Origin of the sequence: Dechloromonas sp. CZR5 (genome assembly GCF_008711155.1) — a bacterium.
Classification (GTDB): domain Bacteria; phylum Pseudomonadota; class Gammaproteobacteria; order Burkholderiales; family Rhodocyclaceae; genus Azonexus.
In genome coordinates this window covers 570,692-583,643 of record NZ_VUYQ01000001.1, presented here as the reverse complement: position 1 = coordinate 583,643, position 12,952 = coordinate 570,692, and the positions used below count along the sequence as shown (strand labels likewise).

At 59.0% G+C, this 12,952-nt stretch carries 13 protein-coding genes and 1 tRNA gene; 1 reads left to right on the top strand and 13 read right to left on the bottom strand.

The window, feature by feature from the left end:
* Window positions 1-11 precede the first annotated feature (11 nt).
* From F1002_RS02870 to rlmE, 9 genes are all read right to left on the bottom strand, one after another.
* Entirely contained in the window at window positions 12-488 is a 477-nt protein-coding gene (locus F1002_RS02870; RefSeq protein WP_011286715.1) for an NADH-quinone oxidoreductase subunit B family protein, read from the bottom strand.
* A gap of 9 nt (window positions 489-497) precedes the next feature.
* Entirely contained in the window at window positions 498-872 is a 375-nt protein-coding gene (locus tag F1002_RS02865) for an NADH-quinone oxidoreductase subunit A (RefSeq protein ID WP_150427932.1), read from the bottom strand.
* Window positions 873-932: 60 nt separating this feature from the next.
* Window positions 933-1,017, bottom strand: a tRNA-Leu gene (locus tag F1002_RS02860).
* Window positions 1,018-1,073: 56 nt separating this feature from the next.
* Window positions 1,074-1,445 (bottom strand): preprotein translocase subunit SecG, encoded by a 372-nt coding sequence (secG, locus tag F1002_RS02855; protein WP_150427511.1) that lies wholly within the window; start codon window positions 1,443-1,445, stop codon window positions 1,074-1,076.
* Between the two features lie 11 nt (window positions 1,446-1,456).
* On the bottom strand, window positions 1,457-2,206 hold the full coding sequence (tpiA, locus tag F1002_RS02850) for a triose-phosphate isomerase (RefSeq protein ID WP_150427510.1): 750 nt from the start codon (window positions 2,204-2,206) through the stop codon (window positions 1,457-1,459).
* Window positions 2,207-2,294: 88 nt separating this feature from the next.
* Window positions 2,295-3,647, bottom strand: coding sequence for a phosphoglucosamine mutase (glmM, locus tag F1002_RS02845; RefSeq protein ID WP_150427509.1), 1,353 nt, complete (start codon window positions 3,645-3,647; stop codon window positions 2,295-2,297).
* Entirely contained in the window at window positions 3,644-4,480 is an 837-nt protein-coding gene (gene folP / locus F1002_RS02840; protein WP_150427508.1) for a dihydropteroate synthase, read from the bottom strand. Before folP ends, glmM begins: the two co-directional genes overlap by 4 nt.
* Before the next feature lie 51 nt (window positions 4,481-4,531).
* Window positions 4,532-6,412, bottom strand: coding sequence for an ATP-dependent zinc metalloprotease FtsH (gene ftsH, locus F1002_RS02835; protein ID WP_150427507.1), 1,881 nt, complete (start codon window positions 6,410-6,412; stop codon window positions 4,532-4,534).
* A 55-nt stretch (window positions 6,413-6,467) separates the two neighbouring features.
* Window positions 6,468-7,085 (bottom strand): 23S rRNA (uridine(2552)-2'-O)-methyltransferase RlmE, encoded by a 618-nt coding sequence (gene rlmE, locus F1002_RS02830; protein WP_150427506.1) that lies wholly within the window; start codon window positions 7,083-7,085, stop codon window positions 6,468-6,470.
* 32 nt (window positions 7,086-7,117) lie between these two features.
* Here rlmE and yhbY point away from each other — a divergent pair, with 32 nt between their 5' ends.
* Window positions 7,118-7,471: a ribosome assembly RNA-binding protein YhbY gene (gene yhbY, locus F1002_RS02825; protein WP_150427505.1), complete on the top strand. Its 354-nt coding sequence runs from the start codon at window positions 7,118-7,120 to the stop codon at window positions 7,469-7,471.
* On the opposite strand, the gene F1002_RS02820 is transcribed toward yhbY, so the two are convergent.
* From F1002_RS02820 to carA, 4 genes are all read right to left on the bottom strand, one after another.
* On the bottom strand, window positions 7,472-7,933 hold the full coding sequence (locus tag F1002_RS02820; RefSeq protein WP_150427504.1) for a DUF4149 domain-containing protein: 462 nt from the start codon (window positions 7,931-7,933) through the stop codon (window positions 7,472-7,474). It abuts the gene before it with no gap.
* 6 nt (window positions 7,934-7,939) lie between these two features.
* Window positions 7,940-8,416, bottom strand: a complete 477-nt coding sequence (gene greA / locus F1002_RS02815; RefSeq protein WP_150427503.1) for a transcription elongation factor GreA — start codon at window positions 8,414-8,416, stop codon at window positions 7,940-7,942.
* 66 nt (window positions 8,417-8,482) lie between these two features.
* On the bottom strand, window positions 8,483-11,689 hold the full coding sequence (gene carB, locus F1002_RS02810; protein ID WP_150427502.1) for a carbamoyl-phosphate synthase large subunit: 3,207 nt from the start codon (window positions 11,687-11,689) through the stop codon (window positions 8,483-8,485).
* A 15-nt stretch (window positions 11,690-11,704) separates the two neighbouring features.
* Entirely contained in the window at window positions 11,705-12,853 is a 1,149-nt protein-coding gene (carA, locus tag F1002_RS02805) for a glutamine-hydrolyzing carbamoyl-phosphate synthase small subunit (protein WP_150427931.1), read from the bottom strand.
* Window positions 12,854-12,952 lie beyond the last annotated feature (99 nt).

Below are 12,952 nucleotides of genomic sequence, written 5' to 3'. Positions count from 1 at the left end.
AGCCTTGGCAATTAACGAGCAATGGTATTGGTGCGACGAATCTTGTTCTGCAACTGAATGATCCCGTAGATCAACGCTTCGGCAGTCGGCGGACAGCCCGGCACATAGATATCAACAGGAACAATGCGGTCGCAACCACGCACCACGGAGTAGGAGTAGTGGTAGTAACCACCACCGTTGGCACAGGAGCCCATGGAAATCACCCAACGCGGCTCGGCCATTTGGTCATAGACCTTGCGCAATGCAGGCGCCATCTTGTTGGTCAGCGTCCCCGCCACGATCATCACATCGGACTGACGCGGACTCGGGCGAAACACAACACCAAAACGATCAAGGTCATAACGGGAAACACCCGCATGAATCATTTCAACCGCGCAGCACGCCAGACCGAAGGTCATCGGCCACAGGGAACCGGTGCGCATGTAGTTGATCAGCTTGTCAGCCGTCGTGGTGACAAAGCCTTCTTGAAGAACGCCTTCAATAGCCATATTCGAGCCTCATTCCCATTCCAGCGCGCCCTTGGCCCAGGCATAGATATAGCCAATGACCAGAATGGCAACGAATACCAGCATTTCAACAAAACCGAACAACTTGATCGACTCTGTCGCCACAATGTCTTTGAAGATCGTCGCCCACGGGAAGAGGAAGGCAATTTCAAGATCGAACAGAATGAAGAGAATGGCAATCAGGTAATAGCGCACATCAAACTTCATGCGCGCATCTTCGAATGCCTCAAAGCCACACTCGTAAGGAGAGAGCTTTTCCGGGTCCGGACGACTGGGGGCAAGAATAAAGCCCATCGCAACAGGCAAAACGCCAATCGCAACCCCCACCAGAACGAACATCAGGATTGGAAAGTAGTTTTCCATGATCCGCCGCCAATATTCAGTTTCTTGTTCGAAACAGCGTACCCGCAGGCCACTGCCCCAGTTTGGTGCCGACGGCGAGACTCGAACTCGCACAGCTTGCGCCACTACCCCCTCAAGATAGCGTGTCTACCAATTTCACCACGTCGGCACTATTTTTTTGCAACCCACCCGGAGAGGACGTTATACCGGGCAAGCCACCTTGCGTTACTTCGGTATTTCTTTCGCCTTGGAACCCGCATCAACAGGCGCCGCAGGCGCTTCACCAGCCGCCGAAATCGGCTGCGAAACAGACTGCGATTGTACCGGTTCTTGCATCAGACTGCCAGTCGTTTTTGGCTTATTGGAACCGATATAAGCCAGAGTCAGACTGGTCACAAAAAAGACCGCCGCCAGTATGCCGGTTGCACGGCTCAGGAAATTTGCCGAGCCGGTTGCACCAAACAGACTCCCCGAGGCACCACTACCGAAAGCGGCCCCCATGTCAGCCCCTTTACCGTGCTGCATCAACACAAGACCGATAATTGCGATAGCCACCAGAATATGCACCGCGAGGACAAGAGAAAATAACCAGTTCATGTATCAGCCTATCAATTTGCCGCCCGGCAAATTGCCAGGAAATCATCTGCAACCAAGGCAGCGCCGCCAACCAAACCACCATCGACATCCGCTTGCCCAAACAATTCAGCCGCACCTTGCGGCTTCACACTACCACCGTACAAAATACGCAACTCCTTCGCCACCGACGCATCGAAGGCAGCCACCTGACAACGAATGGCTGCATGCACCTCCTGCGCCTGCTGCGGTGTAGCCGTAACCCCCGTACCAATCGCCCACACCGGCTCGTAAGCGACAACCGCCGAAGCCAGCGCTGCAACACCCTGAGCGTCCAGCACTGCCGCCAACTGCCGGGAGACCACGTCCGCCGTCAGACCCGCCTCTCGCTCCGCCAGTGTTTCACCAACACACAAGACAGGAACAAGCGCCGCCTTTTGTGCTGCAGCGAATTTAGCCGCAACCACTGCATCCGTCTCACCAAACAGGGCGCGTCGCTCGGAATGACCAACCAGCACATATCGGCAGCCAAAATCCTGCAACATGGGAGCCGAAACCTCTGCCGTGTAAGCACCAGCCGGATGCTCGCTGACCGACTGCCCCCCCCAGGCGACCGGACTATCGGACAACAGCGCCTGAGCCTGGGCAAGATACGGGTACGGCGGAAACACCGCCACTTCACACGCCAAGCCGAGCACTCCTGCCTTGACCTGCTCAAGCAGCGCCGCATTCTTCTGGAGACTGCCGTGCATTTTCCAGTTACCGGCGACAAGCTTTTTACGCATAAGTGCTGTAATTTGGTTGGCGAAAAACTTTTGGATTATAGCGACTTGGCAATTTTTCGGTCAATAAGAACAGGGAAGCAAGCGATGACTACTGAGCCGACTCACGGACCACAGCAGCCAGTTTTTCCGCCGCATCGAGCACCTCGACTGCATCTTCTCCCTCGACCATGACCCGCAGCAAGGGCTCTGTACCCGAGGCGCGCAACAGCACCCGGCCACACCCCTCCAGCCGCTTCTCGGTATCGCCCAACGCAGACATGATGGCTGGATGGTCCTTCCACGAAAAGCCACGAGAGACGGGCACATTAATCAATTTCTGCGGGTACAGCACCAATCCACCCAACAGCGATTTCAAGTCGCCGCCGGATTCACGCAGCGCAGCTAGCACCTGCAGAGCGGCAACAATGCCATCTCCGGTCGTGTGGCGATCCAGTGCGAGAATGTGGCCGGAGTTCTCGCCACCGTACAGCCACCCCTTTTCGTTGAGCATCTCCACGACATAGCGATCGCCCACCGCGGCCCGGGCAAAGGGAATACCCAACTTACCCAAAGCGTGCTCAAGCGCCAGATTGGTCATCAAGGTTCCGACAACGCCCTTTACTGCCGACGCCCTGGCTCTACTGCGCACAATGGCGTAGAGCAGTTGGTCACCATCGTAGAGATTACCGTCCGCATCCACCATTTGCAGACGGTCGGCATCGCCGTCCAGCGCGACCCCCAGGTCCGCACGATTAGCCAGTACGGCCTCGCATAGCGCCTTCGGGGCGGTTGCACCAACTGCATCGTTGATATTCAGACCATTGGGCTGAACACCAATCGTCACAACCTCCGCGCCCAACTCGTGAAAGACGCTGGGTGCAATGTGATAGGCCGCGCCATGGGCACAATCAACGACAATTTTCAGACCGCGAAGGTCCAGATCGTTCGGAAAGGTGCTCTTGCAAAACTCAATGTAACGACCACGAGCATCCTCGATGCGCTTCACCCGCCCCAATTTGGCAGGCGGCGCACAGACCATGGGCTCATCGATCCCTCGCTCGATTGCCTGCTCCACCTCATCCGGCAGTTTGGTACCCTGTGCTGAAAAGAACTTGATTCCGTTGTCGTAATACGGATTATGCGAAGCGGAAATGACGATCCCCGCCTGAAGGCGCAGGGCACGCGTCAGATAGGCCACGGCCGGCGTAGGAATGGGACCGACCAGACAAACCTCGACTCCGGCAGCCGAAAACCCGGCCTCAAGCGCCGACTCCAGCATATAACCGGATAGCCTGGTGTCCTTGCCTATCAGAACAGCCGGACGCTCACCCGGGGGCATCTCGCTACGCCCCAGCAGGACCTTGCCGGCCGCATACCCCAGGCGCATGACAAAATCCGGCGTAATCGGGGACTGGCCCACGCGACCACGAACACCGTCAGTTCCGAAGTATTTTCTGCTCATGAAGACTCTCCCTGTTCTATTGCAGACCAAACCGCCAGAGCGTCCCTAGTCGCCCCCACGTCATGCACACGTAATATTTTCGCACCCTTTTGCGCCGCCAAGAGCGCCGCAGCGACACTGGATGCCAGTCGTTGCTCGACCGGACGTCCAGTGATGGCGCCGAGCATCGACTTTCGTGAAACCCCAACCAACAGCGGCAAGTCGCCGAACGCCCCGGCTGACAGCGCCCGGAATAGCGCAAGATTATGCTGAAGCGTTTTTCCAAAACCAAAACCCGGGTCAATAACCAGGCGATCGCACGCGACCCCGGCGGCACAACAGCGCTCCACACAGCCATCAAGGAAAGCGCGAACCTCGCTGACCACGTCATCGTAATTCGGCGCCTGCTGCATGGTACCCGGCTGCCCCTGCATGTGCATCACACACACGGCGCAATTGCCGCCGGCCACCGCACTGCGCGCCTCCTGGTGCGCCATGCCGGTAATGTCATTGATCATCGAGGCGCCTGCCTCGATAGCCGCCCGCATCACCACAGGCTTGTAGGTATCGACGGAAACCGGCACACCCCAAGCCGTAATTTCCCGAAGAACCGGTATCAGGCGGCGCAACTCCTCTTCTTCCGGAGTCGGCACGGCCCCGGGACGCGACGACTCGGCTCCGATATCGAGAATATCCGAACCTGCCTCAAGTTGCTGGCGGGCATGTCGAATGGCTTTATCGACATGCCCGACCAAACCGTCTCCGGAAAAGGAATCCGGCGTCAGATTGACGATCCCCATCAAGAGGGGGCGTGCAAGCGACAAACGGTATGAACCGCACTGTAGTATCGACATGGAAAATGAAAAGGCCGGGAGAAAATCCCGGCCGTGATTAGTGCCTGCGGCTCAAGCCGGCGCCGCCGCGCTGGACCCGGCGCTAGGAGAGTCATTGGAAGGCGAGGTGCGGGACGCACCTTGCGCGGGCTTCGGCGCACGCGGCGGCTTGCCGCTCATGATGTCGTCGATCTGCTCGGCATCGATGGTTTCCCACTCGAGCAGCGCCTTCGTCATTGCCTCGACCTTATCGCGATTGTCTTCCAGCAACTGGCGCGCCAAGGCGTATTGCTGATCGATGATGCGGCGGATTTCGGCGTCAACCTTCTGCATCGTCGCTTCCGAGACGTTCTTGTGCTGGGTGACCGAGCGCCCAAGGAAAACCTCGCCGTCATTTTCCCCATACACCATGACGCCTAAATCGGACATACCGTAGCGGGTCACCATGTCACGGGCCATCGACGTGGCACGCTCGAAGTCGTTTGAAGCGCCCGTCGTCATCTGGTTCATGAACAGCTCTTCGGCGATACGACCACCAAAGAGCACGGCAATCCGGCTCATCAGGTACTGGCGGTCATAAGCGTAACGATCCTGCTCCGGCAACTGCATGGTCAGACCCAAGGCACGACCGCGCGGGATGATCGTGACCTTGTGCACCGGATCCGACTTCGGCACCAGCTTGGCGACGACGGCATGGCCCGACTCATGGTAGGCCGTATTCATCTTCTCTTCCTCGGTCATGACCATGCTGCGGCGCTCGGCACCCATCATGATCTTGTCCTTGGCCATCTCGAAGTCGTCCATGTCGACCAAGCGTTTGTTGCGGCGGGCTGCAAACAAGGCGGCCTCATTGACCAGATTGGCCAGATCGGCACCGGAGAAACCCGGGGTACCACGGGCAATGACATCGGCCTTGACGTCGCCGGCAATGGGTACCTTACGCATATGCACCTTGAGGATTTCCTCACGGCCACGGATATCGGGCAGCGGCACGACGACCTGGCGGTCGAAGCGCCCCGGACGCAGCAGGGCCGGATCCAGAATATCCGGACGGTTGGTCGCGGCGATGACGATGATGCCGGAGTGGCCTTCGAAACCGTCCATCTCGACCAGCAGCTGGTTCAGCGTCTGCTCGCGCTCGTCGTTCCCACCACCGAGACCGGCGCCACGATGGCGACCGACCGCGTCGATTTCATCGATGAAGATAATGCACGGCGCGTGCTTCTTTGCGTTCTCGAACATGTCGCGGACGCGCGCAGCACCGACGCCAACGAACATTTCAACGAAGTCCGAACCGGAAATGCTGAAGAACGGCACCTTCGCCTCGCCGGCAATGGCCTTGGCGAGCAGGGTCTTGCCGGTACCCGGGTTGCCGACCATCAGCACGCCCTTGGGAATCCGACCGCCCAACTTCTGGAACTTGGAAGGATCGCGCAGGAAGTCGACGATTTCCTGAACCTCTTCCTTGGCCTCGTCGCACCCGGCTACATCGACGAAGGTAATCGTGTTCTGGGCTTCATCGGTCATTCGCGCCTTCGATTTGCCGAAGGAGAAGGCCCCGCCCTTGCCGCCGCCCTGCATCTGGCGCATGAAGAAGACCCAGACACCGATCAGCAGCAGCATCGGGAACCAGCTGACGAAGATGTTCATCAGGAAGGAAGGCTCCTCTTCCGGCCGCGCCTCGATCTTGACGCCACTCTTCAGAAGATCGGAAACCAGCCACAAATCGGGCGGCGCGTAGGAGGTAATACGCTTGCCTTCGGAAGTGGTGGCTTTCAGCGTACGACCTTCCATCACGACTTTGGCAATGCGCCCCGCCTTCACTTCTTCAATGAATTGGGAGTATTCGACTGCACCGGTCGCAACCTGACGGTTGTTGAACTGGTTGAAAACCGTCATCAGCACCAAGCCGATGACTAGCCAGATTGCGAGGTTTTTGAACATGTTGTTCAAGCTTGCTCTCCTTCTACAGCGTCGAGCGATAAAAATGCCATTCTAAACAAAACTCTCAGCGTAATGTGCGACCGAGCAAATAAAGCTCGGCACTACGATCGCGCGAGGCATCCGGTTTCCGGACCACGACGGTCTTGAACGTTTCCCGCATCGAGCGCAGAAATGTCTCGTAATCGGACCCTTGGAAAACTTTGACCAGAAAAGCGCCTTCCGGTTTCAAGTGGGCCCGGCAGAACTCCAGACCCAGCTCGGCAAGATGCATGACGCGCGCCTGATCAACCAAGGGTACACCCGACATATTGGGGGCCATGTCCGACATTACAAGCCCCACCCGACGGTCACCGAGTTTTTCTTCCAACTGATGCAACACATCGTCTTCGCGAAAATCGCCCTGGATGAAGTGTACGCCGTAGATAGGCTCCATTTCGAGCAAATCGAGGGCAAACACCAAGCCCTGGTCGCCGACGCGCTTGACCGCGACCTGCGACCAGCCGCCCGGCGTCGCCCCAAGGTCCACCACGACCTCGCTGCGCTTGAGCAGCAGATCCTTGTCGTCGATTTCCATCAGCTTGAAGGCAGCCCGTGAGCGCCAGCCTTCCTTCTTGGCCAACTGGACATAGGGGTCATTGATATGCTCGCGCATCCACGCTTTGCTGGTTCTGGTTCTCTTCATTCGGTAAAATGCCGTTTTTGAAAGGTTTTACTATGCAACAACTCAACTCTGCCCAGCGTCGCGAACTGCGCGCCCAGGCACATGGACTGAATCCGGTCGTCTCGATTGCCGAAAACGGTCTGGCCGACTCGGTGCTCAAGGAAATCGACAACTGCCTCAAAGCCCACGAATTGATCAAGATTCGCGTTTACGGCGACAGCCGCGAAGACCGCATCGCCTACTACGAACAAATCTGCGCCCAGCTCGATGCTGCTCCGGTGCAGCATATCGGCAAGCTACTCGTCATCTACCGACATAATGCAGAAAAAGCGGCCGCCGAAGCCAAGAAAATGCAGGTAATGCGTACCGCTACACCGCGCCGCACCAAGCGCAGCCACCAGGGCTGATCACCTCAGCCCGCGCCCACTCCACGCCACCAGCCACAGCCCCAGCAAACTCTGCAACAGGTAGAGGATGCTGGAGATGCCGTGCCATGCGGCAAAGCGGTCGCGCAACACGCTTTCCATCACTTCCCGCGGCAGTGCATCGGCCTTCAGCTGCGCCATCAGCGGCTGGATACCGAACTGGCTGACAACCGTCAGCAAGCCCATCAACAGCACCAACCAGAAGACGGTACTCTTGAAAAAGCCTGTCCCCGAGCGCATCAGCACAAATAGCAGCAAGTAAGCTGCACAGCCGAGGCCGACCCAGCCTACCAGTGCAAACAGCTTGCCGGCCACTAGGCCAGCCAGTTGCCTATCTCCCAGATTGGCAAAGAGAACCGGCGCTGCAATGTAGCCAATGGCCCAAAGCCCCCCGACCCATAACGTGATGGCGATCAGATAGAGGGCTTCGGAAAAACGGCGCATCGCGGCCTATTCGTAGCGGACGTCGATGAGTTCGTATTCGCGCATGCCGCCCGGTGCCTGAACCTGGGCGATATCGCCGGCATACTTGCCGATCAACGCACGGGCTACCGGAGAATTGACTGAAATCTTGCCATTCTTGATATCGGCCTCGTCCTCACCAACGATCTGATAGGTAACGCTATCGCCGCTATCCTGGTCTTCCATCTCGACGGTTGCGCCAAAAACGCAACGGCCATCAGCATCGAGCAGCTTCGGGTCGATGATTTGGGCGTTCGACAGCTTGCCCTCGACTTCCTGGATGCGCCCTTCGATGAAGCCCTGACGCTCCTTGGCAGCGTCGTATTCGGCGTTTTCCGACAGGTCGCCATGTGAACGCGCCTCGGCAATCGCCGCCACGACATTCGGACGCTCAACGGTTTTCAGACGATGCAGTTCGTCACGCAGTTTTTCTGCACCAGTCACGGTCAACGGTACTTTGCTCATATTTTTTCCAGCAAAAGCAAAACCGCCGGCGCCCGAAAAGGGGCTACCCGGCGGTTCAGGTTGGTTTTAGTGAAGCTGCGAATGCAGCGTCTGGATCGGATACACCACAAGCTCACCCAGATGGCGGATACCTTCGGCAGCAGCTTCCGCCCCCCAGATCGTCGTGTACATGGTTACCCGAGCCTGCAGGCCGGAAGTACGGATCGAACGCGAATCGTTGATCGCGCCGCGCTTCTCTTCGACAGTATTGATGATCAGCGCGATTTCATCGTTCTTGATCATATCGACGACATGCGGCCGACCTTCGGTGACCTTGTTGACCATTTGCACCGGCAGCCCGGCCGCCTCGATGGCATGCGCCGTACCGCGCGTAGCCGCCAGCTGGAAGCCGGCTTCATGCAGATGGCGGGCGATTTCGATGGCCTTGGCCTTGTCGCTGTCCTTGACCGACAGGAAGACCTTGCCCGAGGCCGGCAGCTTGACGCCCGCGGCGAGCTGCGACTTGACGAAGGCCTCAGCGAAGGTATTGCCGACACCCATGACTTCGCCGGTCGACTTCATTTCCGGACCGAGGATGGTATCGACGCCCGGGAATTTGACGAAGGGGAAGACGGCTTCCTTGACCGAGAAATACGGCGGGATGACTTCCTGGGTAATGCCCTGATCCTTCAGGCTGCGCCCCGCCATGCAGCGTGCGGCGATCTTGGCCAGCTGCAGGCCGGTCGCCTTCGAGACGTACGGCACGGTACGCGAAGCGCGCGGATTGACTTCCAGTACGTAGACATCGTTGTCCTTGATGGCGAACTGGACGTTCATCAGGCCGCAGACATTCAGGGCCTTGGCCATCAGCTTGGTCTGGCGACGCAGTTCGTCCTGCACGGCAGCGGACAACGAATACGGCGGCAGCGAGCAGGCGGAGTCACCGGAGTGCACGCCCGCTTGTTCGATGTGCTCCATGACGCCGCCGATGATGACTTCCTCGCCATCGGACAACGCATCGACGTCGCACTCGACGGCATCGTTCAGGAAGCGGTCGAGCAGCACCGGCGAATCGTTGGAGACCTTGACCGCCTCGCGCATGTAGCGCTCGAGATCCTTCTGCTCATGGACAATTTCCATGGCACGGCCACCCAGCACGTAGGACGGACGGACAACCAGCGGATAACCGATTTCCTGGGCCAGACGCAGGGCGTCTTCCTCGGTACGCGCCGTACGGTTGGGCGGCTGCTTCAGGCCGAGATCGTGCAGCAGCTTCTGGAAGCGCTCGCGGTCTTCGGCGATGTCGATCGACTCCGGCGTCGTGCCGATGATCGGCACGCCGTTGGCTTCGAGCGCCAGCGCCAATTTCAGCGGGGTCTGGCCGCCGTACTGGACGATGACGCCGACCGGCTTTTCGATAGCGCAGATTTCCAGCACGTCTTCAAGGGTCAGCGGCTCGAAATACAGGCGGTCGGACGTGTCGTAGTCGGTGGAGACGGTTTCCGGATTGCAGTTGACCATGATGGTTTCGTAACCATCTTCGCGCATGGCCATGGCGGCATGCACGCAGCAATAGTCGAATTCGATGCCCTGGCCGATGCGGTTCGGACCGCCACCCAGCACCATGATCTTCTTCTTGTCGGTCGGCAGCGCCTCGCACTCATCCTCGTAGGTCGAGTACATGTAAGCCGTGCCGGTGGCAAATTCGGCAGCGCAAGTATCAACGCGCTTGTAGACCGGACGCACCTTCAACTCATGACGACGCTCGCGGACGGCCGCTTCACTGGTCTTGGTCAGGTGAGCCAGACGACGGTCAGCGAAGCCCTTGCGCTTCAGATAGCGCAGCTCTTCGGCCGAGAACGAGGCCAGCTCACGCTTTTCGATCTGCAGTTCGAGATCGACGATCTCCTTGATCTGGACCAGGAACCACGGATCGATCTTGGTCAGTTCGAAAACCTTCTCGACAGTCATACCGACACCGAAGGCATCCGCCACATACCACAGGCGATCCGGCGACGGACGGGCCAGCTGCTCGTCGATGGTTTCCGGATCAACCGATTTCAGGTTGAAGCCATCAACACCAACTTCCAGACCGCGCAGGGCTTTCTGCAACGATTCCTGGAAAGTGCGGCCGATGGCCATCACTTCGCCAACCGACTTCATCTGCGTGGTCAGGGTCGAATCGGCCTGCGGGAATTTCTCGAAGGCGAAACGAGGCACCTTGGTCACGACGTAGTCGATCGACGGTTCGAACGAGGCCGGGGTCTTGCCGCCGGTGATGTCGTTGGACAGCTCGTCCAGCGTGTAGCCGACCGACAGCTTGGCGGCGATCTTGGCGATCGGAAAGCCGGTGGCCTTGGAGGCCAGAGCCGACGAACGCGAGACGCGCGGATTCATCTCGATGACGATCATCCGACCGTCCTTCGGGTTGATCGAGAACTGGACGTTGGAACCGCCGGTATCGACGCCGATTTCACGCAATACGGCGATCGAGGCGTTACGCAGAATCTGGTATTCCTTGTCGGTCAGCGTCTGTGCCGGGGCGACGGTGATCGAGTCGCCGGTATGAACGCCCATCGGATCGAGGTTTTCGATCGAGCAGATGATGATGCAGTTGTCCGCCTTGTCGCGAACCACTTCCATCTCGTATTCCTTCCAGCCGAGCAGCGACTCTTCGATCAGCAGCTCGTTGGTCGGCGAGGCTTCGAGACCGCGCTTGCAGATGGTCTCGAACTCTTCCATGTTGTAGGCAATACCGCCGCCCGTGCCGCCCAGCGTGAAGGACGGGCGGATGATGGTCGGGAAGCCGATCATCGCCTGCACCTGATAAGCCTCTTCCATGCTATGCGCGGTGGCCGAACGGGCGGAACCGAGACCGATCTTGGTCATCGCGTCCTTGAACTTCTGGCGGTCCTCAGCCTTGTCGATGGCTTCCTTGGAGGCGCCGATCAGTTCGACACCGAACTTGGCAAGCACGCCTTCGCGGTCGAGATCGAGCGCGCAGTTCAGCGCGGTCTGACCACCCATGGTCGGCAGCAGCGCATCCGGGCGCTCCTTCTCGATGATCTTGGCAACGACCTGCCAGGTGATCGGCTCGATGTAGGTGACGTCGGCCATTTCCGGGTCGGTCATGATGGTCGCCGGGTTGGAGTTGACCAGGATGACCTTGTAACCCTCTTCGCGCAGTGCCTTGCAGGCTTGCGCGCCGGAGTAGTCGAACTCGCAGGCCTGACCGATGATGATCGGGCCGGCGCCAATAATCAAAACACTCTTTATGTCTGTACGTTTCGGCATTTCTTTACTCTCGCCTTATTGCGCCGGCTGCAGCGCGGCAACACCACGCGTCATGGTGTCGAGGAAGCGGTCAAACAGGTAGGCCACGTCGTGCGGCCCCGGGCTGGCTTCCGGGTGTCCCTGGAAGGAGAAGGCCGGCACGTCGGTGCGGGCGATACCTTGCAGGGAGCCATCGAACAGCGAGACGTGGGTAACCCGCAAGTTGGCCGGCAGCGACTCGATATCGGCCGCAAAACCGTGGTTCTGGCTGGTAATCAGGACCTGGCCGGTATCCATGTCCTTGACCGGGTGGTTGGCACCGTGGTGACCGAATTTCATCTTGGCCGTCTTGGCACCGGAAGCCAGCGCCAGCAACTGGTGACCGAGGCAGATACCGAAGGTCGGCACGCCGCGATCGAGGAATTCACGGATAGCGGCAATGGCGTAATCGCACGGCTCCGGGTCGCCCGGACCGTTGGACAGGAAAACACCGTCCGGCTTCATGGCCAGCACGTCGGCCGCCGGCGTCTGGGCCGGCACCACGGTCAGGCGGCAGCCGCGCTCGGCCAGCATGCGCAGGATGTTGCGCTTGACACCGAAGTCGTAGGCAACAACGTGGAAGCGCGGCTCGGCAGCCGGCTTGTAGCCCTTCAGGGTCCACTCGGCCTCGGTCCACGGATAGGCTTCCTTGGCCGACACCACCTTGGCCAGATCCATGCCGTTCAACCCGGGAAAAGCGCGCGCCATGGCCAGCGCCTTGGACTCATCGGCCTCACCGGCCAGGATGCAGCCGGCCTGGGCACCCTTCTCACGCAGGATACGGGTCAGCTTGCGCGTATCGATGCCGGCAATGGCGACGATGCCATGCTTCTTCAGATAGGACGAGAGATCGTCCTGAGTACGCCAGTTGGACGCGACCAGCGGCAGGTCGCGGATGACCAGCCCGGCGGCGTAGTTGGCATTGGATTCGAAATCCTCCGCATTGCAACCGGTGTTGCCGATATGCGGGTAGGTCAGGGTGACGATCTGGCGGCAATAGGACGGATCGGTGAGGATTTCCTGATAGCCGGACATGGCGGTGTTGAACACCACTTCGCCACTGGTAACGCCATCGGCGCCGATAGATTGGCCCTTGAAAACCGTTCCGTCGGCGAGGGCGAGAATGGCGGGAGTGAATGAGGGCAGCAGTGACACGTCGGCTCTCCAAATATTTTCTGCTTATTCATGTGCCAAGCGGGAAGGCTTGCGCCTCCCCGCTCGTGCTTTTTAACCTTACTATTCTAG

Coding starts and splice junctions, on each gene's coding strand:
- tpiA (WP_150427510.1), bottom strand. CDS start 2,206: ATGCGTAAAAAGCTTGTCGCCGGTAACTGGAAAATGCACGGCAGTCTC.
- carB (WP_150427502.1), bottom strand. CDS start 11,689: ATGCCGAAACGTACAGACATAAAGAGTGTTTTGATTATTGGCGCCGGC.
- F1002_RS02820 (WP_150427504.1), bottom strand. CDS start 7,933: ATGCGCCGTTTTTCCGAAGCCCTCTATCTGATCGCCATCACGTTATGG.
- F1002_RS02870 (WP_011286715.1), bottom strand. CDS start 488: ATGGCTATTGAAGGCGTTCTTCAAGAAGGCTTTGTCACCACGACGGCT.
- greA (WP_150427503.1), bottom strand. CDS start 8,416: ATGAGCAAAGTACCGTTGACCGTGACTGGTGCAGAAAAACTGCGTGAC.
- yhbY (WP_150427505.1), top strand. CDS start 7,118: ATGCAACAACTCAACTCTGCCCAGCGTCGCGAACTGCGCGCCCAGGCA.
- secG (WP_150427511.1), bottom strand. CDS start 1,445: ATGAACTGGTTATTTTCTCTTGTCCTCGCGGTGCATATTCTGGTGGCT.
- folP (WP_150427508.1), bottom strand. CDS start 4,480: ATGTCGATACTACAGTGCGGTTCATACCGTTTGTCGCTTGCACGCCCC.
- glmM (WP_150427509.1), bottom strand. CDS start 3,647: ATGAGCAGAAAATACTTCGGAACTGACGGTGTTCGTGGTCGCGTGGGC.
- rlmE (WP_150427506.1), bottom strand. CDS start 7,085: ATGAAGAGAACCAGAACCAGCAAAGCGTGGATGCGCGAGCATATCAAT.